Annotated in this window: 17 protein-coding genes and 4 pseudogenes; 10 read left to right on the top strand and 11 right to left on the bottom strand. The window is 56.5% G+C overall.

The genetic code is table 11. From position 1 onward, the window contains the following. The first annotated feature begins 5 nt into the window (after positions 1-5). Positions 6-1,022, top strand: a complete 1,017-nt coding sequence (gene ruvB / locus JZM24_RS14195) for a Holliday junction branch migration DNA helicase RuvB (protein ID WP_215670467.1) — start codon at positions 6-8, stop codon at positions 1,020-1,022. A 124-nt stretch (positions 1,023-1,146) separates the two neighbouring features. On the opposite strand, the gene znuB is transcribed toward ruvB, so the two are convergent. After that, the gene (gene znuB / locus JZM24_RS14200) at positions 1,147-1,923 is read right to left on the bottom strand and encodes a zinc ABC transporter permease subunit ZnuB (protein WP_215670470.1); all 777 of its coding nucleotides are present in this window, start codon (positions 1,921-1,923) and stop codon (positions 1,147-1,149) included. Next, positions 1,916-2,683 carry a zinc ABC transporter ATP-binding protein ZnuC gene (gene znuC / locus JZM24_RS14205; RefSeq protein WP_215670472.1) on the bottom strand — a complete coding sequence of 256 codons (768 nt, stop codon included), beginning with the start codon at positions 2,681-2,683 and terminating at the stop codon, positions 1,916-1,918. Before znuC ends, znuB begins: the two co-directional genes overlap by 8 nt. Positions 2,684-2,840: 157 nt before the next feature. Between znuC and znuA the strand changes: the two are divergent. The 3 genes and pseudogenes from znuA to lpxM all read left to right on the top strand — a co-directional run bounded on the left by znuA (position 2,841) and on the right by lpxM (position 6,126). After that, positions 2,841-3,728, top strand: a pseudogene (gene znuA, locus JZM24_RS14210) (zinc ABC transporter substrate-binding protein ZnuA). Between the two features lie 12 nt (positions 3,729-3,740). After that, positions 3,741-5,066 (top strand): murein DD-endopeptidase MepM, encoded by a 1,326-nt coding sequence (gene mepM, locus JZM24_RS14215; RefSeq protein WP_215670475.1) that lies wholly within the window; start codon positions 3,741-3,743, stop codon positions 5,064-5,066. A gap of 97 nt (positions 5,067-5,163) precedes the next feature. Further along, complete coding sequence (lpxM, locus tag JZM24_RS14220) at positions 5,164-6,126, top strand: lauroyl-Kdo(2)-lipid IV(A) myristoyltransferase (protein ID WP_215670477.1); 963 nt, start codon at positions 5,164-5,166, stop codon at positions 6,124-6,126. 71 nt (positions 6,127-6,197) lie between these two features. On the opposite strand, the gene JZM24_RS19235 is transcribed toward lpxM, so the two are convergent. The 3 genes from JZM24_RS19235 to JZM24_RS14230 form a co-directional block, all read right to left on the bottom strand. Continuing rightward, positions 6,198-6,932 carry a divalent metal cation transporter gene (locus JZM24_RS19235; protein WP_312885022.1) on the bottom strand — a complete coding sequence of 245 codons (735 nt, stop codon included), beginning with the start codon at positions 6,930-6,932 and terminating at the stop codon, positions 6,198-6,200. Beyond that, on the bottom strand, positions 6,865-7,428 hold the full coding sequence (locus tag JZM24_RS19240) for an Nramp family divalent metal transporter (RefSeq protein WP_281418232.1): 564 nt from the start codon (positions 7,426-7,428) through the stop codon (positions 6,865-6,867). Before JZM24_RS19240 ends, JZM24_RS19235 begins: the two co-directional genes overlap by 68 nt. An 810-nt stretch (positions 7,429-8,238) precedes the next feature. Then, a complete protein-coding gene (locus JZM24_RS14230) occupies positions 8,239-9,021 on the bottom strand; it encodes a DUF1460 domain-containing protein (RefSeq protein ID WP_215670479.1) in 783 nt (260 codons plus the stop codon). A gap of 617 nt (positions 9,022-9,638) precedes the next feature. Between JZM24_RS14230 and JZM24_RS14235 the strand changes: the two genes are divergently transcribed. Further along, positions 9,639-10,592 (top strand): protein kinase family protein, encoded by a 954-nt coding sequence (locus JZM24_RS14235; protein ID WP_215670481.1) that lies wholly within the window; start codon positions 9,639-9,641, stop codon positions 10,590-10,592. On the opposite strand, the gene pyk is transcribed toward JZM24_RS14235, so the two are convergent. Further along, a complete protein-coding gene (gene pyk / locus JZM24_RS14240) occupies positions 10,540-11,982 on the bottom strand; it encodes a pyruvate kinase (protein ID WP_215670483.1) in 1,443 nt (480 codons plus the stop codon). The genes JZM24_RS14235 and pyk overlap by 53 nt on opposite strands. A 167-nt stretch (positions 11,983-12,149) precedes the next feature. Further along, positions 12,150-12,996: pseudogene (locus JZM24_RS14245) on the bottom strand (MurR/RpiR family transcriptional regulator). A 320-nt stretch (positions 12,997-13,316) separates the two neighbouring features. On the opposite strand from JZM24_RS14245, the gene zwf reads away from it, so the two are divergent. Next, positions 13,317-14,792: a glucose-6-phosphate dehydrogenase gene (gene zwf / locus JZM24_RS14250; RefSeq protein ID WP_215670484.1), complete on the top strand. Its 1,476-nt coding sequence runs from the start codon at positions 13,317-13,319 to the stop codon at positions 14,790-14,792. Between the two features lie 109 nt (positions 14,793-14,901). Then, positions 14,902-15,543 carry a bifunctional 4-hydroxy-2-oxoglutarate aldolase/2-dehydro-3-deoxy-phosphogluconate aldolase gene (locus JZM24_RS14255; protein ID WP_215670485.1) on the top strand — a complete coding sequence of 214 codons (642 nt, stop codon included), beginning with the start codon at positions 14,902-14,904 and terminating at the stop codon, positions 15,541-15,543. 212 nt (positions 15,544-15,755) lie between these two features. On the opposite strand, the gene JZM24_RS14260 is transcribed toward JZM24_RS14255, so the two are convergent. Beyond that, positions 15,756-16,589 (bottom strand): AraC family transcriptional regulator, encoded by an 834-nt coding sequence (locus JZM24_RS14260; RefSeq protein WP_312885023.1) that lies wholly within the window; start codon positions 16,587-16,589, stop codon positions 15,756-15,758. Between the two features lie 91 nt (positions 16,590-16,680). On the opposite strand from JZM24_RS14260, the pseudogene JZM24_RS14265 reads away from it, so the two are divergent. Further along, a pseudogene (locus JZM24_RS14265) lies at positions 16,681-17,756 on the top strand (MFS transporter). Between the two features lie 37 nt (positions 17,757-17,793). Here JZM24_RS14265 and purT read toward each other — a convergent pair. Beyond that, a complete protein-coding gene (gene purT, locus JZM24_RS14270; RefSeq protein ID WP_215670486.1) occupies positions 17,794-18,972 on the bottom strand; it encodes a formate-dependent phosphoribosylglycinamide formyltransferase in 1,179 nt (392 codons plus the stop codon). 345 nt (positions 18,973-19,317) lie between these two features. Here purT and JZM24_RS14275 point away from each other — a divergent pair, with 345 nt between their 5' ends. Then, positions 19,318-20,217 (top strand): YebF family protein, encoded by a 900-nt coding sequence (locus JZM24_RS14275; protein ID WP_215670487.1) that lies wholly within the window; start codon positions 19,318-19,320, stop codon positions 20,215-20,217. 221 nt (positions 20,218-20,438) lie between these two features. After that, a pseudogene (locus tag JZM24_RS14280) lies at positions 20,439-22,508 on the top strand (S9 family peptidase). A 30-nt stretch (positions 22,509-22,538) separates the two neighbouring features. On the opposite strand, the gene exoX reads toward JZM24_RS14280, so the two are convergent. Together exoX and JZM24_RS14290 are read right to left on the bottom strand one after the other, a co-directional pair. Further along, a complete protein-coding gene (gene exoX / locus JZM24_RS14285; protein WP_215670488.1) occupies positions 22,539-23,246 on the bottom strand; it encodes an exodeoxyribonuclease X in 708 nt (235 codons plus the stop codon). A 557-nt stretch (positions 23,247-23,803) separates the two neighbouring features. Beyond that, positions 23,804-24,031: a DNA polymerase III subunit theta gene (locus tag JZM24_RS14290; protein ID WP_215670489.1), complete on the bottom strand. Its 228-nt coding sequence runs from the start codon at positions 24,029-24,031 to the stop codon at positions 23,804-23,806. Positions 24,032-24,212: the final 181 nt, after the last annotated feature.

The raw sequence follows: 24,212 nt of genomic DNA on the forward strand, positions 1-24,212 counted from the left end.
AGAGGATGATAGAAGCCGATCGACTGATGAGTGCTGACGTGGTGACCCAGGAAGAGGTTATCGACCGCGCTATCCGCCCGAAAAAACTGGAAGACTATATCGGCCAGCCGCACGTGCGCGAGCAAATGGAGATCTTCATTCAGGCGGCGAAAATGCGCGGCGACGCGATCGATCATCTGTTGATCTCCGGGCCGCCGGGGCTGGGTAAAACCACGCTGGCGAATATTGTCGCCAATGAGATGGGGGTCAATCTGCGCACCACCTCGGGGCCGGTGCTGGAAAAAGCCGGCGATCTGGCGGCGATGCTGACCAACCTCGAACCCCATGACGTGTTGTTCATCGATGAGATTCACCGACTGTCGCCGGTAGTAGAAGAAGTACTGTATCCAGCCATGGAGGACTATCAGCTGGATATCATGATAGGCGAGGGGCCTGCCGCCCGCTCCATTAAAATCGAGCTACCGCCGTTTACGCTGGTGGGGGCCACCACCCGCGCCGGCTCGCTGACGCCGCCGCTGCGCGATCGTTTTGGTATTGTGCAGCGGCTGGAGTTTTACCAGACGAAAGATTTGCAGCATATCGTCAGCCGCAGTGCCGCCTGCCTGGCTCTGAATATTACCGAAGGCGGCGCGCAAGAAATCGCCCGTCGGGCGCGCGGTACGCCGCGCATCGCCAACCGGCTGCTGCGTCGGGTGCGTGACTTCGCTGAAGTCCGGGCCGCGGGCCACATCACCGATGACGTGGCGGTGAGCGCGCTGAATATGCTTAATGTCGATACCGAAGGGTTCGATTTCATGGACCGCAAGCTGCTGCTGGCCATTATCGATAAATTTGTCGGTGGGCCGGTCGGCTTGGACAATCTGGCGGCGGCGATTGGCGAGGATCGGGAGACGATAGAAGACGTGCTCGAGCCGTTTTTGATTCAGCAGGGGTTCATACAACGCACCCCGCGCGGGCGCATCGCCACCGTGCATGCTTACCGCCATTTCGGGCTTGAGGGACATGGCGGCTTTCCCGAATAATGCCGCACGGCACGGCCATGGCCTGCTATTTATCGCGCCGTTGACACGAGCGGCGCCGGGGTGTCCTGCGCGCGAACGAGGATTGTCCCGCGCGGCGGTGGGGTGATCTGCGCGCGAACGAGGGTTATGAGCGCGTTTTCAGCATCAGGCTGAACAGAAACAGCACCGAGGCGCACAGCACCACGGACGGGCCGGCCGGCGTATCGTAGAGCGCTGAAAACGCCAGCCCACCGGTGACCGCCAGCGCCCCGGCCAGGGTGGCAAACACCGCCATTTGCTCCGGGCTGCGCGCGCAGCGGCGGGCGGCGGCGGGGATAATCAGCAACGACGTAATAATCAATGCGCCGACAAATTTCATCGCCAGCCCGATGGTCAGCGCCGTGACCAGCATCAATAACAGCTTGATGCGGGGCAGGCGGATCACGTCGACGTGGGCCAATTCAGGACTGATGGTGACGGACAACAGCGCGCGCCATTGCCACAGGATAAGCGTCAATACCACCGCGCCCACCACGGCCACCAGCGCAATATCCTGCGGTGTGACCGCCAGTAGATCGCCAAACAGATATGCCATCAGGTCTACCCGCACCCCTTGCATCAAGCTGACCACTACCAGACCTAGCGAGAGCGACCCGTGCGCCAGGATGCCCAGCAGGGTATCGACAGCCAGTTGCGGGAAGCGTTCCAGCCACACCAGTCCCAGCGCCAGCGTGACCGCAATCACCGCATAAAACGGATTGATATTCAGCAACAGACCGAAAGCGACACCCAAGAGTGAGGCGTTGGCGAGGGTATCACCAAAATACGACATCTTGCGCCAGACCACGAAGGCGCCAAGCGGACCGGCCGCCAGCGAAAGCAGCACGCCGGCACACCAGCCGGGCAGCAATAATTCAATCATGGCGGCACTCTCCGGGCGGCTGCGCGGCCGGCATCACCTCGCCCTGCAAATCGTGGCGGTGATTGTGATGATGGCGGTAAATGGCGAGCTGCGACGATTCGCGATAGCCAAACATGGCAATAAAATCCGGATGGGCCGAGACTACTTCCGGCGTGCTGGAGCAGCAAATATGGCGATTAAGACACAGCACTTCATCGGTTTTCGCCATCACCAGATGTAAATCGTGTGACACCATCAACACCCCGCAGCCGAGCGTACGGCGAAGGTTGTCGATTAAATCATACAACGCCACCTGACCGTTGACATCGACGCCCTGGGTCGGCTCATCCAGCACCAGGAGCTGTGGCGAATTAATCAGGGCGCGCGCCAGCAGCACCCGCTGCATTTCACCGCCGGACAGCTTCTGCATTGGCGCATCGTGCAAATGTTGCGCCTGCACCCGGGCTAGCGCCGGTCCAATATCGCTTTTCTTCACCCCCGGTCGCAGACGCATAAAGCGTTCGACCGTTAACGGCAGCGTGGGATCCAGATGAATTTTCTGCGGCACATAACCGATGCGCAGTTTGGGCTGGCGCGTTAGGGTACCGGTGTCGGGGGTTATAAGGCCGAGCACTATCCGCACCAGTGTCGACTTACCGTCGCCGTTCGGGCCGAGCAGAGTGAGGATGTGTCCGTTACGCAGGGTAAAAGAGATATCGTGCAGTACCGCTTTCCGGCCGAAGGTGACGGCAATGTGTTCAAGAGTTACCAAGTCGGTCATGATGATTACGGTTGTTAAATTGCCGCGTTATTATAACATAACAATCCGCTTCGTTACCGATGAGTTTATTGCCATGCCCGCTTCCCTTACCACCGCCGTGTTGCGCCCTGTCAACCGTTCCTGTCGTTTCGCCTTATGGGGTGTCGCATTGGGGGTCATGGCTTGTGTGCATGCCCAGGCTGCGGTCGTCAACTCTATCCGTCCGTTGGGGTTTATCGCCGCCGCCGTTGCCGATGGCGTGATGCCGGTGGAGGTGATTTTACCCGATGGCGCGTCGCCTCATGATTATGCGTTGCGGCCGACGGATGCGATGCGCTTGAAAAAAGCGGATGTCTTGGTCTGGGTCTGGCCGGAGCTGGAGGCATTTTTATCCGGTCCCGCCTCATCAATGCCCGCCAATCGCCGTATTACCCTGGCAAGCCTGCCGGCTGTCACGCCGCTGCTGCAAAAAGGCGGCAAGGAATTGCATGAAAATCATTAACATGACGCTGATGACGGTCACGGAGACGGTCACCATCATGGTGAATATAATATGCATCTGTGGCTGTCGCCGGCCATCGCTCAGCGCGCGGCGGAGGCGATACATGACCGTCTAATGGAGTTAATGCCCGAAAAGAAACAACTTTTGGACGATAATCTGCGCAAATTCAACGTCGTCTTGACAAAAAATGACAAAAATATCGCTACAATGCTGGCACCCGTTCGCGCTAAAGGGTATTACGTATTCCACGATGCGTATGGGTATTTTGAAACATACTATAGCCTGACGCCGTTAGGATATTTCACTGTCAATCCCGAAATACAGCCCGGCGCGCAGGCTTTACATAAAATCAGAACACAGTTGGTTTCGCAAAAAGCGACCTGTATTTTTGCTGAGCCACAATTCAGGCCAGCCGTTATCAACGCCGTCGCCAGCGGGACAAACGTGCATATAGGCACCCTGGACCCGTTGGGAATAGGTATCGCTTTGGACAAGGAAAGCTACGCGCGCTTCCTGTTGCAACTGTCGAACCAGTACGTGAGCTGCCTGGAAAAGAACACATGAGGATAGTCATTAGTGCAGCAGATAGCCCGCTCTTTCGCCCTGGCGTTTAATCATCTGCCGCGACCCCACCGCGTCATGCTGGGGTCGTTAACCATCGTTACACTGGCCGTCGCCGTTTGGCGACCTTATATTTATTCCCCGGTAGTGGAACAGCCCAACAGCCGTATCATCCCGCTGGAAGACCATCAATTGCGCGAGCTGACGCCCGAAGCCAGTGAACCCCTCGACCAGACTACCCCGGACAGCGACGAAGATATCCCCAAGGATGAGCTGGACGAACGCGTGGAAGGGGAGGCCGGTGTGCATGAATATATTATCTCCACCGGCGATACTCTGAGCAACGTTCTCACCCAGTACGGAATCGATATTGCCGATGTCACCGCGCTAGCCCGGCAAAATCCCGCGTTGCGCAATTTGAAGATAGGCCAGTCCCTCTCCTGGACGCTGACCGCCGACGGCGACCTGCGGCGCCTGACCTGGGATGTTTCCCGCCGCGAAACGCGCACCTATGACCGCATTGACGGCGGCTTTAAGGAAAGTATCGCCAATATGACCGGTGAGTGGCGCAATACGACCATGACCGGCCATCTCGACGGCAGTTTTGTCACCAGCGCCCGCGCCGCTGGCCTGACCGGCGGTGATATCAATTCGGTGATCAAAGCCCTGCAGTGGCAGCTGGATTTTCGCAAGCTGCGTAAAGGTGATCAGTTCTCGGTTCTGGCCTCAAGGGAAATGCTGGACGGCAAGAGCGCCCAAAGCCAATTGCTCGGCGTACGCTTGCGTAGCGGTGGTAAAGATTACTACGCCTTCCGTGCCGATGACGGTAAATTCTATAATCGCGATGCCGCCGGTCTGGCCCGGGGTTTTATGCGTTTTCCCACCGTGAAACAATTCTGCGTCTCCTCCAATTTCAACCCGCGTCGGCTTAACCCCGTTACCGGGCGCATTGCGCCGCATCGCGGCGTCGATTTCGCCGTGCCGGTCGGTACGCCGGTACTGGCGGTAGGCGACGGTGAGGTGATGGTCAGCAAACGCGACGGCACCGCCGGAAATTATGTGGCTATTCGTCACGGTCGTCAGTATATGACCCGCTATATGCACCTGAAAAAACTGCTGGTGAAACCGGGACAGAAAGTGAAGCGCGGCGACCGTATCGCCCTGTCCGGCAATACCGGCCGCTCCACCGGCCCTCATCTGCATTATGAGGTGTGGATTAACCAGCAGGCGGTCAACCCGCTGACCGCCAAACTGCCGCGCACCGAAGGTCTGACCGGTCGCGATCGCGCCGAGTATCTTGCCCAGGTCAAACAAATGCTGCCCCAGCTGCAGTTAAATTGATATGACGCCCTCGGCAGCCGTTCCTGCATCGGCTGCTTTTTTTATTTATAATGCGGTCAACCGCAGTATGGGCGCGTTTAACAGCATTGAGAAAGGCATGGAAAAGACAAATAAAGGACAGACCGAGTTCATCCCCACCTTTAAAAGCGCATTCTATGCGCCACGTTACTGGGGCGTATGGCTGGGAATTGGCGCTATTGCCGCAGTAGCCTGGATCCCGCCGCGGCTGCGCGATCCCGTTTTGGGCGCGCTGGGTCTGGCGGCCGGCCGCGTGGCGCAAAAGGCGCGCTTTCGCGCCCAGGTCAACCTGGCCTACTGCCTGCCGGAAATCGACGCGCCGCGGCGGGAAACTATCATTGACGACATGTTCGCCTGCGTCACGCAGTCCACCATTCTGATGGCCGAACTGGCCTGTCGCGATCCCAAGCGGGTCCTGGCGCGCGTACGCTGGCATGGCGACGAGCTGATCCAACGGCTGCAGGAAGAGGGACGCAATGTCATCTTTTTAGTTCCTCACGGTTGGGCCGTGGACGTGCCGGCGATGCTGATGGCCGCGCGCGGGCAGAAAATGGCGGCCATGTTCCATAATCAGCGCAACGAGCTGGTGGACTACATGTGGAATCGCGTGCGCCGGCGTTTCGGCGGGCGTATGCACGCCCGCAATGATGGCATTAAACCTTTTATCAGCTCGGTGCGTCAGGGGTATTGGGGCTATTATCTGCCGGATCAGGACCACGGCGCGGAGCATAGTGAATTTGTCGATTTTTTTGCCACCTATAAAGCGACGCTGCCCGCTATCGGGCGCCTGATGAAAGTCTGCCGCGCCACCGTCGTTCCTTTATTCCCGGTCTATGACGGCAACACCAGCCTGCTGCATATCCATCTTCTGCCGCCGATGGCGGATCTCACGGACGCCGATGAGGCCACCGTGGCGTGGCGCATGAATGAAGCGGTGGAAACGCTGGTCCGCCCAAATCCAGAACAATATACTTGGGTGCTGAAACTCCTTAAAACCCGCAAGCCCGGCGATCCCAACCCCTATAAACGACCATCGCGCTGACCGACGCTCCTCCGCCGGCTACGCCCGCGCGCAACCGGCGGCCAGGCAATGGCCCGCCGGCGCGCTGCTGCTCAATTGAACAGCATACGCACTGTTTCAACAATGAGTTGAATATTCAATACGATAAGTATCGCGGTCGCCAGCCAGCCGAGGACAATAAACGGTGTGCAATTGACAAACTTGCCCATGCGTTTTTTGGAGGACGTTAAATACAGTAACGGCACCATCGAAATCGGCAGGGCGATACTCAAAAAGACCTGGGTGTAGACCAGCAGCTTCTCAACCACATCCCCTTTATCTCCCCACCAATAAATACACGCTACCACCGGCATAATGGCAATCAGGCGGGTAATCATGCGCCGCTGCCACAGCGGAAGTCGGAAATTAATGAACCCCTCCATAACGATTTGCCCGGTCAGGGTCCCCGTGATAGTGGCATTCTGACCGGAGGCCAGAAGCGCGACGGCGAATAATGTGGACAGGGTAGAGCTGGCGATGGCGCCGACCATGGTACTATCTTGCAGGGCGTCGTACAGTTGGGCGAAGCGGCCGATATCATCCGGATTTTTGCCGAAAAACAACGCGGCACCAAGAATGAGGAGCAGGCAATTGATAATGAATGAGAAGCCAAGCTGCACATTGGAATCAATCGTCGCATAGCGGCTCGCTTCTTTCAGCGCCCGTTCATCGCTGCGGTCATATTGGCGCGATTGGACGATGGAAGAATGCAGGTACAAATTATGCGGCATGACGGTGGCGCCGACGATACCCAGCGCAATAAAGAAAGCGGAATCGCCGACCGCCACCCACCTGCGCGGTGAGTATATCGCTTTGCGGGATGAACGCGCGCAAGATTTGGCCCAGATCGGGATTGACCAATGCTACCTCATAGGCAAAAATAACAAAAATAGTGGCGATCAAGGTAAAGACTAGCGCCTTAATCTTCCTGATGCCGAATTTCATCAAGGCCAATAACAGAAAAACATCCAGCACGGTAATAATCACCCCGAGCAGCAACGGGATCTTGAACAATAAATTCAGAGCGATGGCGCTACCGATAACCTCGGCGATTTCTGTCGCGATGATGGCTAATTCGGTGGTGATCCACAGCACGACGGCGGTGCGTTTGCCGACCAGGGCTTTCGTGGCCTGCGCTAAATCCATTCCCGTTACAATGCCCAGTTTTGCACACATGACCTGCAGCAACATGGCAATAAGACTGGAAATCAATATCACCGACAGCAGAAGATAACTATAAAGCGCACCCCCCTGGATAGAGGTAATCCAGTTACCGGGATCCATATAACCTACCGCGCCCAATGCGCCGGGCCCTGAAAAAGCAAACAGTTTCCTGAAAACCCCGCCTTTTCCCGTGGGGACGGGAATGGTTCCGTTTATTTCTTCCAGACTGTTTTTTCTGACTATTTCCATCTTTTATTCCAAATTGGCCGAGAGCGTGACAAAAAAAGATTTTATTATGAGTAGGAATGAGATTCATTATCAACAACCGGCTTATTGAGTTCCGGTTTACTTCAGGCAGGCACAATCCTGCGCGTAGCGCGCCGAAGGTGGCCTCACCATTAGGCGTTCAAGCAATGACCCTGCCGCGGGCAGGGCGCGAGCCGACTCGGGACCATCCCTGTCGCGGCGTCGGTGAACGTAGGCAATAATCGCGTATTTGGCAGCAAATAATAACGGGTGTACGGGGAAGGCGGCGGAATTATCCCAGGCTGTTTAAAATGGGTTGAACTTCCTGCCGAACGGGGGGCATTTACCGGCAAGGCGGCGCCGGCGAACGCGGGCGTCTTTCCTCCTCTCGGCGCTGAGCCGCTCTGACCTAGGGCACTTGTGGCCCCAGGTCCCGGTCGAAGATAGCGTACTGCCTGCGGCACCAACGTGAAAGCACACTCATGCTGGCTACGTAACGGCTAGCGGCGGGGTCGCAGCAAGGCGTCGCCGTCCGCGATAGCCGCATCGCCGCCGCTGGCTCAGTCTGATTGGAACGAGGAGGTACGCCAAAGAAATGGGCGCTAAGGCCATGGAGGCCGCGTCGGCACAGGCCACCGGCGCCAGTGGCACCCCCCGGCATCAGCTCATCCGGGGGGGAATCGTTTACAATGCGCGCAACATGACGATACCGGGTTTGTTTTGCATATAGTCCATAAAAGGGGTGTCAACCACTTTGCGGTTGCGCTGTAAAGACGAGGCATTACGATAATAGAGCTGGTCCCCTATGCGGATGGCAATGCCCACATGGGAAACATCAAGCCCGTTAAGTTTTGAATAAATGCCGATATAGTCGCCTGAATGGATAGCATCAAGTGCGGTCTGGTCCAACGCTTTGGCAGGAATGTAGGTGATGTCCCGCTCGAAAATGCCAATGGCGGGAATGAATCGACCCCCATCTGCTTTTAAATTTAGTTGCTTATGGACCACCTCGGCCTTGGGACTGATTTGAGCGGTCACGTCCAGCGCATTTCGCGGTTGGCTTACAAACCAATCCGAGAAGAAATGTTTACGGTTAACAAAGGACACTTTGCCCTTTTTGTAGCGGGTTTTCACCAGACGGTCGAGAAAATCCGCCTTGCTTGCCGACTGGCTCAATGCGTGCACGTAATCCAGCAGCGTGAAGCAATCGACACCGTTAAAATCCACCACCAACTTCTCGGGCACGGTCGCTGAGCCAATTAACGTATTGGCTTGATACGGCGTGCCGAGAAAAGACTGTGATACCTGTTCAATTAATTCCCCGCGACTGTGCTGTCCCGGTGTTTGTATATCATTGATGATATGCTGCGCTTTAGTGGCGCTAATCGCATCCATGGCCACCGGGTATTTTTTGGGTGAGCATGCCGATAATAGCAGGCATAAGGGAATGAACAGATATTGACGCATGGTGATTTCCTTAAAGCGGTAAGCGAGAACAAAGTTGAAGTGAATTACCGCTCGATGTCAAAAGTAACCTGAATTCTGTTGTTGTTTCATTTATGTCTTTGCTAAAAAAACAAATGGTATAGGTAATGATTATTATCGAGTTAATTTATTTACTCTTTTACCGTTATTATCGCCATGCTCTGAGATCAATATCGTAGACTGTAGCAGAACGTTTATTCATCGGTGGGCGTAAGCTGCCGATAAGTGTTGCTTTAAGCGCTGAAAGAGGGCGCCGTTGACTAAACCGACGGCATAGCTGAAACGTTTAGCGGTCTTACGCCACCGTGTTGAGGGTTATTATGGGCGCAGTCGCGCAACTGGGGAGGTGTTATGGGAGGATCGCATATCACGCTGGCTACCCGCGGCAATACGGCTGGGATATCGCGTGAACGGAGATGGATCATAGCAGGGCGGAGCATAGACAACATTACCGTATCGCGTGGCAGAATAATGGTTTTGAGGTTAATACGCTAACACTTATGTATGCCGGGAAGCCTATTGCCAGGACGATATTTAATCAGCAGGAAACTGAATTTCTCAAAAAGCGGTTTTTTAACGAAAATAACGGAGAAATCATCTTGCGTATTGCCCGGACCGTGACTAAAACTGATAAAGAACGCTACGCGAGCGCGTTTTTATACCACTATAAGCACTATAAACAGCAGAGGACCAAAGCGGCACCTGAAACTGCACCAGCCGCCTGGTCATCCGGTAGCGTCGCGGCGGCGTCTTCTGCTTTCCCGACGCAGGCGGCACGAGCCCTGTCAGCGGGAGGCGACAATCACATCGCTGCCATTGACCGTTTTTTGGCGCAGATTAGAGGGAAATCCATCAATCAACACGTTATTGCCAGAGGTAAAGAGATTGGGCGGGGATGCTATGGTTCTGCCTATAAAATTGGCGCGTTTGTGGTGAAAATTCCCCGCAACAAAGATAAGGTCTGGATCAATTTCTCGGCGCAGCCCAACGCCCATCCTATACGCACCCAATATTACCTTAACAGGGCCAATGATGAGCCTGATTTTGCCCGCGCCGCGGTAATGACCAACAAACATGGCGATTGTGTGGATGTGCTGGTCACAAGATTTATCGCCGGCAGCACCTTGGAAGATCTGTTCGATGAAGAGGATGGGGATGCGCTGCGCACCAAGGCGCTGCAGCAGCTTAATGCGCGCGGGTTATTTATGCATGACGCCCACGTAAAAGGCAATATTTTGGTGGATGAAGGCGGGCAAATCTATTTTGTCGATGCTGATCAAATGGTCATTGCGTATCATCAGCGGCTAACGCGCGCACCATCCTTTGCCACCGAGGAATTGGAAGAGGTGCTGGAAGTCTATTATCAGGCGATGGCAAAACGCGCGCTGAAACGTGGCAAACGCAATGATGACTATTTGCGGCGTCTGTCAGTGCTGCGCGCGACCCACCGCACCGGGCATCACGGCCGCCGGGTGCGGCCCTTGATGCCCTTGTCGGCGATTATTCCACGCGCAGAATGCGGATGGTGTTGGTGGTGCCCACCATGTCCATGACATCGCCCTGAGTGATAATCACCAGGTCTCCCGATACCAGAAAACCTTTATCGCGCAGCAGATTGGTTGCATGAGTGGCCACCGCCACGCCTTCACCGGCGCCGTCAAAATAGACCGGCGTCACGCCGCGATAAAGTGCGGTCAGATTCAGGGTATGTTCGTGGCGCGAGAGGGCAAAAATCGGCAGACCCGAGCTGATACGCGACATCATGAGCGCGGTGCGGCCCGATTCCGTCATTGAGATGATGGCGGTAATGCCTTTCAGGTGGTTGGCGGCGTACATCGCCGACATGGCGATGGCTTCTTCGATATTATCAAATTGCACGTCCAGACGATGTTTGGACACATTGATGCTGGGAATTTTCTCCGCACCCAGGCAGACGCTGGCCATGGCGGCCACCGTTTCGGCGGGATACTGGCCCGCGGCAGTTTCGGCCGACAGCATGACCGCGTCGGTGCCGTCGAGCACCGCGTTGGCAACATCCATGACTTCGGCGCGCGTCGGCATCGGATTGGTTATCATCGACTCCATCATCTGCGTGGCGGTGATGACGGCGCGATTAAGCGTACGGGCGCGGCGGATCAGTTTCTTTTGGATACCCACCAGTTCCGGGTCGCCGATTTCAACCCCTAAATCGCCGCGGGCGACCATCACCACATCGGAAGCGAGGATAATATCGTCCATCGCTTCCTCGGTCGCCACGGCTTCGGCGCGCTCGACTTTCGAGACGATTTTGGCATAGCTGCCCGCGTCACGGGCCAAACGGCGGGCATAATTCAGATCTTCACCGGTGCGCGGAAAGGACACCGCCAGATAATCGACGCCGATTCGGGCGGCGGTAATGATGTCGGCTTTGTCTTTCTCGGTCAGCGCTTCGGCGGACAAACCGCCGCCAAGCTTGTTGATGCCCTTATTGTTGGACAGCGGACCGCCTACCGTCACCTCGGTGTAAACCAGAATACCCTGGACTTCGAGCACCTTGAGCTGCACGCGCCCGTCATCAAGCAGCAGAATATCGCCAGGGACCACGTCGTCGGGCAAGCCCTTATAGTCAATGCCCACCCGTTCGCGGTCGCCCTCGCCGCGGCCGAGTGAGGCATCAAGCAGGAATTTGTCGCCGACGTTCAGGAATATTTTCCCTTCACGAAACGTCGAAACGCGGATCTTCGGCCCCTGCAAATCGCCGAGTATCGCCACGTGCCGGCCGAGCCGGGCCGAGATTTCGCGCACTTTCTGCGCGCGCAGGAGATGATCTTCCGCGCTGCCGTGTGAGAAGTTGAGGCGTACACCGTTGGCGCCGGCGGCGATCACTTTTTCGAGATTATTATCGCGATCGGTGGCGGGGCCGAGGGTTGTAACAATTTTGGTTCTTCTTAGCCGTCTGGACATGGATAACTCCGTTGACTTGGGCAATGGTGTTGTTGCAACAAAAAGACTGCTCCGGCGGGGCGCCAGACGTTTGACCGGTCCCCGCGCCGGGTAATCCCTGCTGGTGAAAGCCTTGTGCGACGGCCTGGCCGCCGCATTAGGCACGAAGGTTTCCCTGGAGGCCTTCGTTAAAGTCCTAGTTCCGTTTTATCAAAGCGCGATTCTTTCAAAGCGTCCTTGACACGCCTTCAAGTTATCCCGGAATTTTGCGCCGCGCCGCAGCGTAAAGCCGGTTGCCAGGACATCGATCACGGTCAATTGCGCCAGACGCGACGTCATCGGCATAAACATATCGGTGTCCTCCGGCACATCCAGTGCCAGGGTCAGTGAGGCCTCCAGCGCCAGCGGGGAACGAGGCGAAGTAATGGCGATAACCGTCGCATCATTCTCCCTCGCCAGCGCCGAGAGTTCTACCAGCATTTTGGTGCGCCCGGTATGAGAAATCAGCACCACGACATCGCCTTCGCTGGAATTCATGCAGCTCATGCGCTGTAGTACGATATCCTCCGAGTAAACCACCGGGATATTGAAACGGAAAAATTTATTCATCGCATCATGCGCTACCGCCGCCGAGGCGCCAAGACCAAAAAAGGAAATCTTCTTGGCCTGGGTCAGCAGATCGACCGCGGCGATATCCAGACTGTTTTTTACCTGCTCCAGACTGGCCATGGCGGACTCGAAGATTTTATGGGTATAGGAATCCACGCTATCATCTTCATCCACATTGCGGTTTACATACGGCGTGCCATTCGCCAGACTTTGAGCGAGATGCAATTTAAAATCGGGATAGCCCTTGCTTCCTAAACGGCGGCAAAAACGGTTGACGGTTGGTTCGCTAACGTCGGCCGTGCGGGCGAGGATGGCGATGCTGGAATGGATGGCGGTTTGAGGGGAGAGCAGGATGATTTCCGCGACCTTACGTTCGGATTTACTCAGTAACTCCAGATGAGTATTGATCTTTTCCAGCATGTTCATAAGTGAATAGCTCATGGATCTTGCCGATTTCACACAAAGAGGAAATCATTACCGATTTAATGAAATATACTACGAGCCGGTAGTCAAAGGCAGCGAAACCGGGAGGTCTGTCGTGTTTTTTGCCAGAGTATGACCTGTGTCTAATTTTCAAAGCGGTAAGACAACCACAATGTTGTTAATTACACTTTGGAAAATAAAGGCGGGTATAATTGCCAAAAAACACGGTGCTGATACGTTATTTTTGACGTTTTAGCGGTCGATGTCAAAAAAAATACCCTAACGATGTAATAAAATTACAAATCCTGCACGAGGAGAAGAACATGGCGGTAACATCCATAGCCCAGGCCTGTGATCTGGTCATTTTTGGCGCAAAAGGCGATCTGGCGCGACGTAAGTTGCTGCCCTCGTTGTACCAGTTGGAAAAAGCAGGTTCACTTCACCCGGAAACCCGTATCATCGGCGTTGGCCGAGCGGACTGGGACGTTAAGGCCTATACCAAGGTGGTGCGTGAAGCCTTGGAAACCTTTATGAAGGAGCATATTGACGACAAGTTATGGAAAGCCCTGAGTGCACGGTTAGACTTCTGCAATCTGGACGTGGATGAAACCAAGCAGTTCAGTCGGTTGGGTGAAAAACTGGACCAGCAGGCCCGGGTAACGGTGAACTATTTTGCCATGCCGCCAAACACCTTTGGTGCTATCTGCAAGGGCCTGGGTGAGGCGAAGCTGAATAGTGAACCCAGCCGCGTCGTTATGGAAAAACCTCTGGGTACCGATTTGGCGTCTTCGCGGGTGATAAACGATCAAGTTGCGGAATATTTCAACGAAAGCCAGGTTTACCGCATTGACCATTATCTCGGCAAGGAGACGGTACTTAACCTGCTGGCGCTGCGTTTTGCCAATTCACTGTTCGCCTCCAATTGGGATAACCGCACCATCGATCATGTGCAGATTACCGTGGCCGAGGAAGTGGGCATCGAAGGCCGCTGGGGTTATTTCGACAAAGCCGGTCAGATGCTCGACATGATCCAAAGCCACCTGTTGCAGATCCTGACCATGATAGCCATGTCGCCGCCTTCGGATCTGACCACCGATCGAATCCGCGACGAGAAAGTCAAAGTGTTGCGCTCGCTACGCCCCATTGATCACAGCAATGTGCGTGATGCCACAGTGCGAGGTCAATACACTGGCGGTTTCGTGCAGGGGAAAAAGGTGCCCGGTTATCTGGAAGAAGAGGGCGCCAATAAAAATAGCCGCACCGAAACCTTCGTTTCCCTCCGGGTTGATATCGACAACTGGCGCTGGGCGGGCGTGCCGTTTTATCTGCGTACTGGCAAACGCTTGCCGACCAAATGTTCTGAAGTGGTGGTCTATTTTAAAAATCCGGCGCTTAACCTGTTTCGGGATTCCTATCAGCAGCTGCCGCAGAACAAATTGACCATCCGCCTGCAGCCGGATGAGGGCATGGATATCCAGATCCTGAACAAGGTGCCGGGTTTGGATCATAAACATCGTCTGCAGACCACCAAATTGGATCTGAGCTTTACCGAAACTTTTAATCAAGAGCATTTGGCCGACGCCTATGAACGGCTGCTGCTGGAAACCATGCGCGGTATTCAGGCGCTGTTTGTCCGCCGTGACGAAGTGGAAGAAGCCTGGAAATGGGTCGATTCAATCATGGAAGCCTGGGAAGCGGATAATGATGCGCCCAAACCTTATCAGGCCGGTACCTGGGGGCCGGTTGCCTCCGTCGCGATGATTACCCGCGACGGACGCTCGTGGAACGAGTTCGAGTAACCGACGGCATCAAACCGTCGTCAGGACAGGTTCCGCGCCCCGATTTCAGCCGTGCGCTCAGGCGCGCGGCAGGGTGATTTTATTGAAGGTAAACAGGAGTCAGCAAGACATGAATAACTGGAAAACCAGCGCGGAAACTATCCTGACCTCCGGGCCGGTCGTGCCCGTCATCGTCATACAGAAACTTGAGCATGCGGTCCCGCTGGCGAAAGCGCTGGTCGCCGGCGGCGTGAAAGTCCTCGAAGTGACGCTACGCAAGCCCTGCGCCATGGACGCTATCCGCGCCATTGCCAAAGAAGTACCCGATGCCATTATCGGCGCCGGCACGGTGACGAACGCGGAACAGCTCGCCGAGGTAACGGCCGCCGGCGCGCAGTTTGCCATCAGCCCCGGCCTGACTGAGCCGTTACTGAAAGCCGCTACCGCCGGTTCGATTCCGTTAATTCCCGGCATTAGCACCGTATCGGAACTGATGCTGGGTATGGATTATGGTCTGCGCGAGTTCAAATTTTTCCCGGCTGAAGCCAACGGCGGCGTGAAAGCGCTGCAGGCGATTGCTGGTCCGTTCTCGCAGGTGCGTTTTTGCCCGACCGGCGGCATCTCACCGGCCAACTACCGTGATTATCTGGCGCTGAAAAGCGTGCTATGCATCTGTGGCTCCTGGCTGGTGCCGAATGAGGCGCTGGAGCAGGGCGATTATGCCCGCATCACCCAACTGGCCAAAGACGCCGTTGCCGGCGCTAAAGCATAACGACCCTGCTTATCACGCCGGCGAGAGTCTGTCCGGCAAACATGGCCACTCACCACCGCGCCGATCCTGGCGCGGTTTTTTTGCCCGCATGAATGGGCACGCCTTCGCGCCGTCACCCCGGCGGCCAGTAAGGGTGGCCTGGCACAGAGGGACATTCAGGCTGCGACTCACTGTGCCCTATGTCAATAAACGGGCCTTTAAACGTGCAGCGTTTAACCGTCGCCGCCGGGAAGCACCGCGTCCTGCTGCCGATCGTCGGCAAAATACTGCCCGGGCGGTTTGCCCAACGCTTTTTTGAACGTGGTGATAAAGGCCGAGGGAGAGTCATAGCCCAGATTTTCCGCCACCCGTTGTACGCGGGTGCCTGAGGCCAATTCCCGAATGGCGACGATAAGCTGTAATCGTTGTCGCCAGCGGCCGAAGGTCATGCCGGTTTCTTTGATAAACAGCATGGCCAGCGAACGCTCACTCATGCCAACCAGACCAGCCCATGCGGGTAGCGAGCGGCGCTCGGCGGGTGACTGGTTCAGTGTATTGGTGATGCGTCGAATGCGCGGATGGGAAGAAAAGGGCAGTGAAAGGTTTTCCACCGGCATCGTGCCTAATTGTTCCAGCATGACGATGGCGAGGCGTCCGGTCGGTGAATCTGGCGCATAATCCCCCGGCAGCTCGGCCAGATGCAATATCAGCTGTTGCAGCAGCGGTGAAATAAATAAGGTACAGCTTCGCGCCGGTAACCCCGGAAAGGTGGGCTCCACAAACACGAAGCAGAAGCGGGCATTGACGGTAGCGCGATTACTGTGCGGCGTATCCCCCGGGATCCACACCGCGCAATGGGGTGGTACCATCAACAGCGCATCGGTGAGTTCGCAAGTGATGCCGCCATGCAGTGCCATGATCAATTGCCCTTTACGATGCTGATGGAAAGGGGTTTCCATTGCGCTATGCACGGCATCCAGACGCATCGCCGTCGCCAGATTGCGATCCTGGTCGGGGTCGTAATGGGTTAGCGGTGCCGGCAGCATAGTAAATTGACCGTTTATCACAATTTTCCGTCATTTTATCTCAATTTTTTCGCCGCGCAAGACGGTAAAGTAGCCGGGCATTCAAGATAGCAGGAGTGACGTTTTGGTGAATATATCGCCCGGCTTTCATCCTCGCGCGACCGGAGGTTTGTTACTGGTTGTCGGCATTTTATTGATAGCGGCCTGCCTGCGCACGCCCATAACCAGCGTGGCGCCGATTGTGAGCCACATCCGCCAAAGCTTTGCCCTTAGCACCGCGGCGGCGGGCGCGCTGACCACCTTACCGCTACTCGCCTTCGCGCTGGCAGGGTATCGAGCGGGCGTTATTTGCCGCGCTGGCGGTAATGATTGCCGGTGCGCTGCTGCGCGCCGTTGATCAGTTAGCCTGTGTCTATTTGGGCACCTTCGTGATTGGTGCCGGCATAGCGGTGGGCAATGTTTTGCTACCGGGTTTATTAAAGCGTGATTTCCCCCAGCGTATTGCCGGCATGACCGCGGCCTATGTCGTGATTATGGGCGTGGTTGCCGCGCTGGGGTCGGCGTTTATCGTGCCGCTGACGCAAGGCTTGCAGGGGAATTGGCGTTTGTCGCTGGGGGTGATGTCGACGTTGCCGATGCTGGCGATGCTGTGCTGGTTACCGCAGGTGGCAAAACACAGACATTCAGGCGGGCCGGGCGTGGGCGGCGGCCTGCGCCGGGGGCAGCCTCTGGCGTTCGCCGCTGGCGTGGCAGGTCACGCTGTTTCTCGGTCTGAACTCGTTTATTTACTATATCGCCGTTGGCTGGCTGCCGGCGATGATAACCGCAGCGGGTTACGATGCCGCTTATGCGGGATCGTTACACGGTCTGATGCAGCTCGCCACTGCTGTGCCGGGGATCCTGCTGGCTCCGGTGATAGCACGGATGAAGGACCAACGCTTGCTTGCCTGCGCCACCGGCGCGGCGATGATATTGGGGTTGGCGTTTATCAGTCTACGCGCTGCGGAATCGCACCAGGCGGCGGCACTATCGGGTATGGCGCAATGTGTGGGGTATTTGCTGGCGGCGTTTGGCCCGATATTGATGGGCGCGCTGCATGACCTTGCCGGGAGTTGGTATTGTCCGCTATTACTGTGTAGCCTGTGCGCCGGCGTGATGGGCCTGCTGGGAATTCTGTGCGGCGCCGACCGGCAAATCGGCGCTGGATGATGCATGCCCCGGCCGAAAACCGGGGAATGCGAACGGCTTAACCGGTGACCCGCACCGCGGCGGCAGCTTCTTTCGCCGCCGTCACCGCCTCTTCCACCGTCGGCGCAACGGCCGGCGCCACGCCGAGACGGCGTTTGCCGCTAAGTTCGGGTTTGCCGAACAGACGAATCTGTTGCCCCGCTGCCAGCGCGTTTTCCAGGCCGCTAAAACTGACGTTATCGCTCTGCAGCTCCGGCAAAATCACCGCCGAGGCCGCCGGACCATATTGGCGAATAGTGCCGATCGGCAGTCCGAGAAAAGCGCGGACATGCAGGGCAAATTCCGACACGTCTTGGGAAATCAGCGTCACCATGCCGGTGTCATGCGGGCGGGGCGAGACTTCGCTGAAGATAACATCGTCGCCGCAGATAAACAGTTCGACGCCAAACAAACCGTGACCGCCCAGCGCTGCAACCACTTCGGCGGCGATGGTCTGCGCACGCTGGCGCGCCAGCGCGCTCATCGCTTGCGGCTGCCAGGACTCGCGGTAGTCGCCGTCTTCTTGCCGATGACCGATGGGCGCGCAGAAATGGATGCCGTCCACGGCGCTGATGGTCAAGAGGGTGATTTCAAAATCAAACGCCACCAGTCCTTCGACGATAACCTTGCCACCGCCGGCCCGGCCGCTGCGTTGGGCATATTGCCAGGCGGCATCCAACTGTGCCGCGTCACGCACCAGGCTTTGCACTTTGCCGGAAGAGCTCATGACCGGTTTGATGATAAAGGGATAGCCGATGGCCTCGACCGCTTTATCAAGCGCCGCCCGATCGGCGGCAAAGCGGTAGGGTGAGGTGTGAAGAGAGAGCGTTTCCGCCGCCAGGCGGCGAATACCTTCACGATTCATCGTCAACCGGGTCGCGTTAGAGCAGGGCACCACGCGGTGGCCTTCTTGTTCGAGGGTGACCAGCATGTCGGTGGCAATCGCTTCGATTTCCGGCACAATAAAGTCCGGCTGTTCATGCTCGATCACCGCGCTTAGCGCGGCGCCATCCAACATATTGATCACGTGGCGGCGATGCGCGACGTGCATCGCCGGAGCGTCGGCATAGAGATCGACGGCAATCACCTCTATCCCCAAACGCTGACATTCAATCGCGACTTCTTTACCCAGTTCGCCGGCGCCGAGCAACATCACGCGCGTTGCTCCCGGACGAAGTGCCGTTCCGATGGTGATCATGTTGTCTACCCGAGGTCATAAAAATTGCGCGCAGTATAAAAGAAAACGTTTGCCTCTGCATCCGTCGGGCCACGATCGGCCTTCATCACAGCCCTTTTGCCCGTCAGCCCGCAAGGTTAACACGGCGGGCAATGCCAAGGTGTGGCGGTGGCCGCCGTGCTCTGTGGCATCGCCGTTAACGCCTTTCTTTTTGCCGCGACACCTGCGAACGCGAAGCGCCTTGCGTCATCCAGCGGAAAGCGATTATTTAAAGCTTTTGAAATAAAACAGTTTCGCACGCTATTTTTAAACCGGCTATTATCTTCTAATAGGGTAAAAAAGATGCATTGTTTACGTGGAGGAACTATGGGTAAAACGGGAAACAGGGTAGCGGGAATGTTGGTGGCGTGGCTGTTAGTATCGTCAATGACGGCGCGGGCTGATGACACGACGCCGACGCCCGTACCTGCGCAGGATAACGCCGGAGTGTCCACCCCGCAGGCCACCGGCGAGACACCGCAACCCGTCACGCCGCCGGCCGCCAACGCGCCGCAAAATCAGGGCGAGAATACTGCCGCGCCGGCCGGTAATGCTAACGCGGCAGGTGCCACCTCCGCGCAGGGCAACGCTAACGCGACGGGGACTGCGGCCACACCAAACGGCAGTGCCGACACGTCAAAGGTGGCCCCCACGTCAGGCAATGCTAATGCAACGGGCACCGCGGCCGCGCCGAATGGCAACGCCGATGCTGCAACTACCGCTCCCGCATCAGGCAACGCCGGCGTTGCCGCTCCTGACGGTAACGCCCGCGCAGGAAACGGCGTCGGGCGTCAGGAAGAAAATACCGGGGCGGCCAAGGGCGGCGCGCAAGAGCCGGTTACGGCCGAGAAGCGGGCTGCGGCGAAAAAAACAGCCTCCGATAAAGCGGCAGCGGATAAGTCGGCCAAAGCGAAGAGTGCCAAACCTGGCGCGGCCGCCGGTACGCCGGAAATCGCCAAAGTGTCTCCTTGTACCGATCTTAACGCCCCTCAGGTCGCGGAGCTGGTAGTGCAAGACTATACCCAAAACCGCTTTCAGCGTTCTGCACAAAACAAGCAAGCGGCCGGCGGCAGCAATATCAACGCTTGGGTAAACCCGGAAGACGTTACCGGCGTTGGCGATGTCTGGCAGGCGCCGCTGAAAGTGTGCGGTAACGCGCAAGACTTAAATTTCGCCGTGACCTTGGATTGCACCAAAGGTGAAATCACCTATCGATTAAATCAATAATGTCCACCGGTGCCCCCTTGCGGGCGCCGGTGCTATCCCCGATGTTGGCGCAGACTTGGCATTCTTTTCCTTTCGTTGCACTCCTCGCTTTGACCGTGCTCGGGCCCACAGCGCGCCGGCTCGGCCGCGACAAGCGCAGCGGTGCAGTTTAAGCTCCCGCTGCGCTTGGCATAGCAGAATATTCGTGCCACTCTATTTCTAAGAGAATAAGGAATCGCCGTATGACATTGCCACCCAAAGTAGAAAAACGACCCTATACGTTAACGCTACACGGCGATAGTCGTGTGGATGACTATTATTGGCTGCGCGATGATAAGCGTGAGGATCCGGCGGTGCTGGATTATCTCAAGCGGGAAAATACCTACGGCGAGATGATGATGGCCGGGCACGAAGCGCTGCGGCATCAATTGTTCACGGAAATGGTGGAGCGTATTCCTCAGCAGGATCGGTCAGTGCCCTATGTGCGACGCGGGTATCGCTATCAAAGCCGTTATGAAGAGGGCAACGAATACGCGGTCTACACTCGTCAGCCGGACGCGGCGAGCCCGCAAGACGCCTGGGAAGTGCTGCTGGATGGCAACCAGCGCGCCGCCCAGAGCGAATTTTATACCATGGGGGCGCTGGAAATCAGCCCCGACAATCGCATCATGGCCGTGGCGGAAGATTTCTTATCCCGGCGCCTCTACGGGCTGCGCTTTAAGGATCTGGCGCGCGATTCCTGGTTCCCGGAAGTGATTGAGCACGCGTCGTCCAGCTTTGAATGGGCCAACGATTCCCAGGTGCTTTATTACGTGCACAAGCATAAAAAACCTTACTGCACTATCAGGTGTGGCGCCATGTGGTGGGTACGCCGACCACGCAGGACGAGCTTATTTATGAAGAGCAGGACGACACTTTTTATGTCAGCGTGCACAAGACCACCTCCGAGCGCTATATCCTCATCGCTCTCGGCAGCGCCACCTCCGGGGAAATCCTGCTGCTGGATGCCGAGGATCCGCAGGCGACGCCGCCGCCCTTTTTACCGCGGCGTCGTGACCACGAATATTCGCTGGATCATTATCACGGCCACTTCTACATCCGCTCCCAACCGCGACGGTAAAAATTTTGCGCTCTATCGCGGCGAAACCGGCGATGAAAAACTCTGGCAGGCGGTGATCCCGGCGCGCAAGGACGTGGTGCTTGAGAGCTTCACGCTGTTTCGCGATTGGTTGGTGCTGGAGGAACGCCACATGGGGTTGACCAGCCTGCGGCAAATAAGCTGGTCGACCGGTGAAGAAAAGGGTATCGCCTTCGACGATCCTACCTACGTGACCTGGCTGGCCTATAACCCCGATCCGGAAAGCGTAACCATGCGCTACGGTTACTCCTCCATGACCACGCCGACGACCTTATTCGAGATGAATCTGGATACCGGCGAGCGTAAGCTGCTCAAGCAAGCGCAGGTGAAGAACTTTAAGGCGGAAAACTACCGCAGCGAACGTCTGTGGATCACCGCCCGTGATGGCGTATAAGTACCGGTTTCGCTGGTTTATCGCCAGGACTTGTTTAAACCCGGCGACAACCCGCTGCTGGTTTACGGCTATGGCTCCTACGGCAGCAGCATGGATCCAGACTTCAGCGCCAGCCGGCTGAGTTTTCTCGACCGCGGCTTTGTCTATGCCACGACGCACATTCGCGGCGGCGGCGAGCTGGGGCAGGAATGGTACGAGGATGGCAAATTAGTTAACAAGATGAATACCTTCAATGATTTCATCGATACCAGCCGTGAGCTGTTGCATCAGGGTTATGGCGATCCTGCACAGACCTTCGCCATGGGCGGCAGCGCCGGCGGGCTACTCATGGGCGCGGTAATCAATCTGGCGCCGGATCTATTCAAAGGGATAGTGGCGCAAGTGCCCTTTGTGGATGTCGTGACCACCATGTTGGATGAAACCATTCCGCTGACCACCGGTGAATATGAAGAGTGGGGCAATCCGCAAAATGAGGCTTTCTACCGCTACATACTGCAATACAGCCCCTACGATCAGGTGCGCGCTCAGGTCTACCCCCTCCTGTTGGTGACCACCGGCCTGCACGATTCACAGGTGCAATATTGGGAACCGGCCAAGTGGGTCGCCAAGTTGCGCGAGGTAAAAACCGACGATCATCTGTTATTGCTGTGCACCGATATGGACTACGGCCACGGCGGCAAATCCGGCCGTTTCAAAGGCTATGAAGGCGTTTCGATGGAATATACCTTCATCCTGTCGCTGGCCAAACCGGCCGGGATCCCGCGGCCGGCATCGGCCTAACCGCGCCCGGGGCAGTCTCGCCCCGGGGGGTCATTCCCCCGCAGGGCTTGCGGCGTGGGTTTGTTCTGCACTGTCCGCCCCGTTAGGATAAAAGTTGAGGCTATAGCGCAGGTCGGCGGATAAATCGCGCAAATTAGCCAGCAGCCAGTGTAGATAATCGGGATCTTGAAGCGCTATCTGCGCCAGTGGCTGGCCGCGATATTTCCCGAATTTCAGGCTGGATAACAGCGTCGCCTCATTGCTTATCGCCACCATCTCCTCGGCGCTCCAGCCGGAATCCTGCTGTATCTTCATCAACAGGGCGGCGGTGACATAAAAATCATACAGCGCCCGGTGGGGGTAAAGCCCCGCCGGCGGCGTAACCTGCAGATTAAGGGCATAGCGCAAATATTGGTTACCGTATTTGATACCGGGATAAAGTTTGCGCGCCAGTTTCAACGTGCAGATCCACGCACCGTTCATCTCCGGCAGCATGCGCCCATCGAAGGCGGCATTGTGAGCCACATAATAGGCGCTGCCCTGGTAGCGGCCGATAACGCGCGCGATGCGGGGTTTATCCGCCACCATCTCCTCGGTGATATGATGAATCGCCATCGCATCCAACCCGATGGGACGGCCAGGATTGACCAGGTCGCTCATCACATTGCTGATGCCCGTCTCGCTGAGATCCAGCGAGGCGATTTCCACCACCCCGGCGTCAAGGCAGCAGGTCTCAGTATCGATTACGCGAAAGGTCATACAGTGTCCTGTCTTGGCAAAGTTGCCTTATTATGACCGGTTGTGGAGCAATAAAAAACCCGCTGCGAGGGCGGGTTGATAGGAAATGAAGCGGCAAGGCTTTAAACAATATCGGTAGGTGCCTTTTTGTTACGCTTTTCAGCACGCTTTTCTTCCGGCGTTTTTAGCGGTTTCTTCTTACTATCTTTTTTACGATCCATTCCCTTACTCATAATGACCTCTCAGTGGCAGACAGGAAATGCTGAGATCATTAACTGCCGATCGTGCGCCGTTAGCAACACAAATCGTGCTATTTTATCGCCGTTGAAAGAGTGATGATACCCGCTTGGCCGCGAGAAAATACGGAGGCGTTGTTCAGAGCTCGCGGTAAAGAATGCTACGCGCGGACCGGCTTAGAAGTCAAGGCGCCGTGCGGCGGATACGAATCATCCGCCATCCCTTGCGCAGAGCTTAGCGCGCCGCGCGCCTCCCTCCGCAGGGAAACGGTAGCCGTGAGGGGAGCCACAGCCGCTGGGGACGGGCCCTTCACAACGGCTGATGATCTACACTGCGGCAGCTTATTTGCGCGGTTCGTAAGGCAGGCGGGAGAACGTAAGCGACGCCTGGCGGTAAAAGGCTACCCGCGTGCGAAAATACTCACGTAAGGGAATGGGCTGTTCACGTTCCACCTGCTCCGCCACGACCGGCATATTATACCGTTCTTTAAACGCGACCGCGGACGCCGCCAGATCGAAATTGATTTTATCGCGCGCCGGCTCATCCAGCGCCGCTAAATTATACTCCATGGTCACTTTTCCCCATTTATGGCTATCTGGTGTCCAAAATAATGCAGCCGGCGGCGGTTTGCAAGCCACTGGGGTGGCGGAAGAGAAATAATAATCGTTTCTATTTCGCCATCGGCATTGACGGCGGCATGTACAATAAGCTCCTGAATTTGTCGCTTATCAAGAATACCTATCAGTTCCG

Source organism: Candidatus Sodalis endolongispinus (genome assembly GCF_018777395.1).
Taxonomy (GTDB): domain Bacteria; phylum Pseudomonadota; class Gammaproteobacteria; order Enterobacterales; family Enterobacteriaceae; genus Sodalis_B; species Sodalis_B endolongispinus.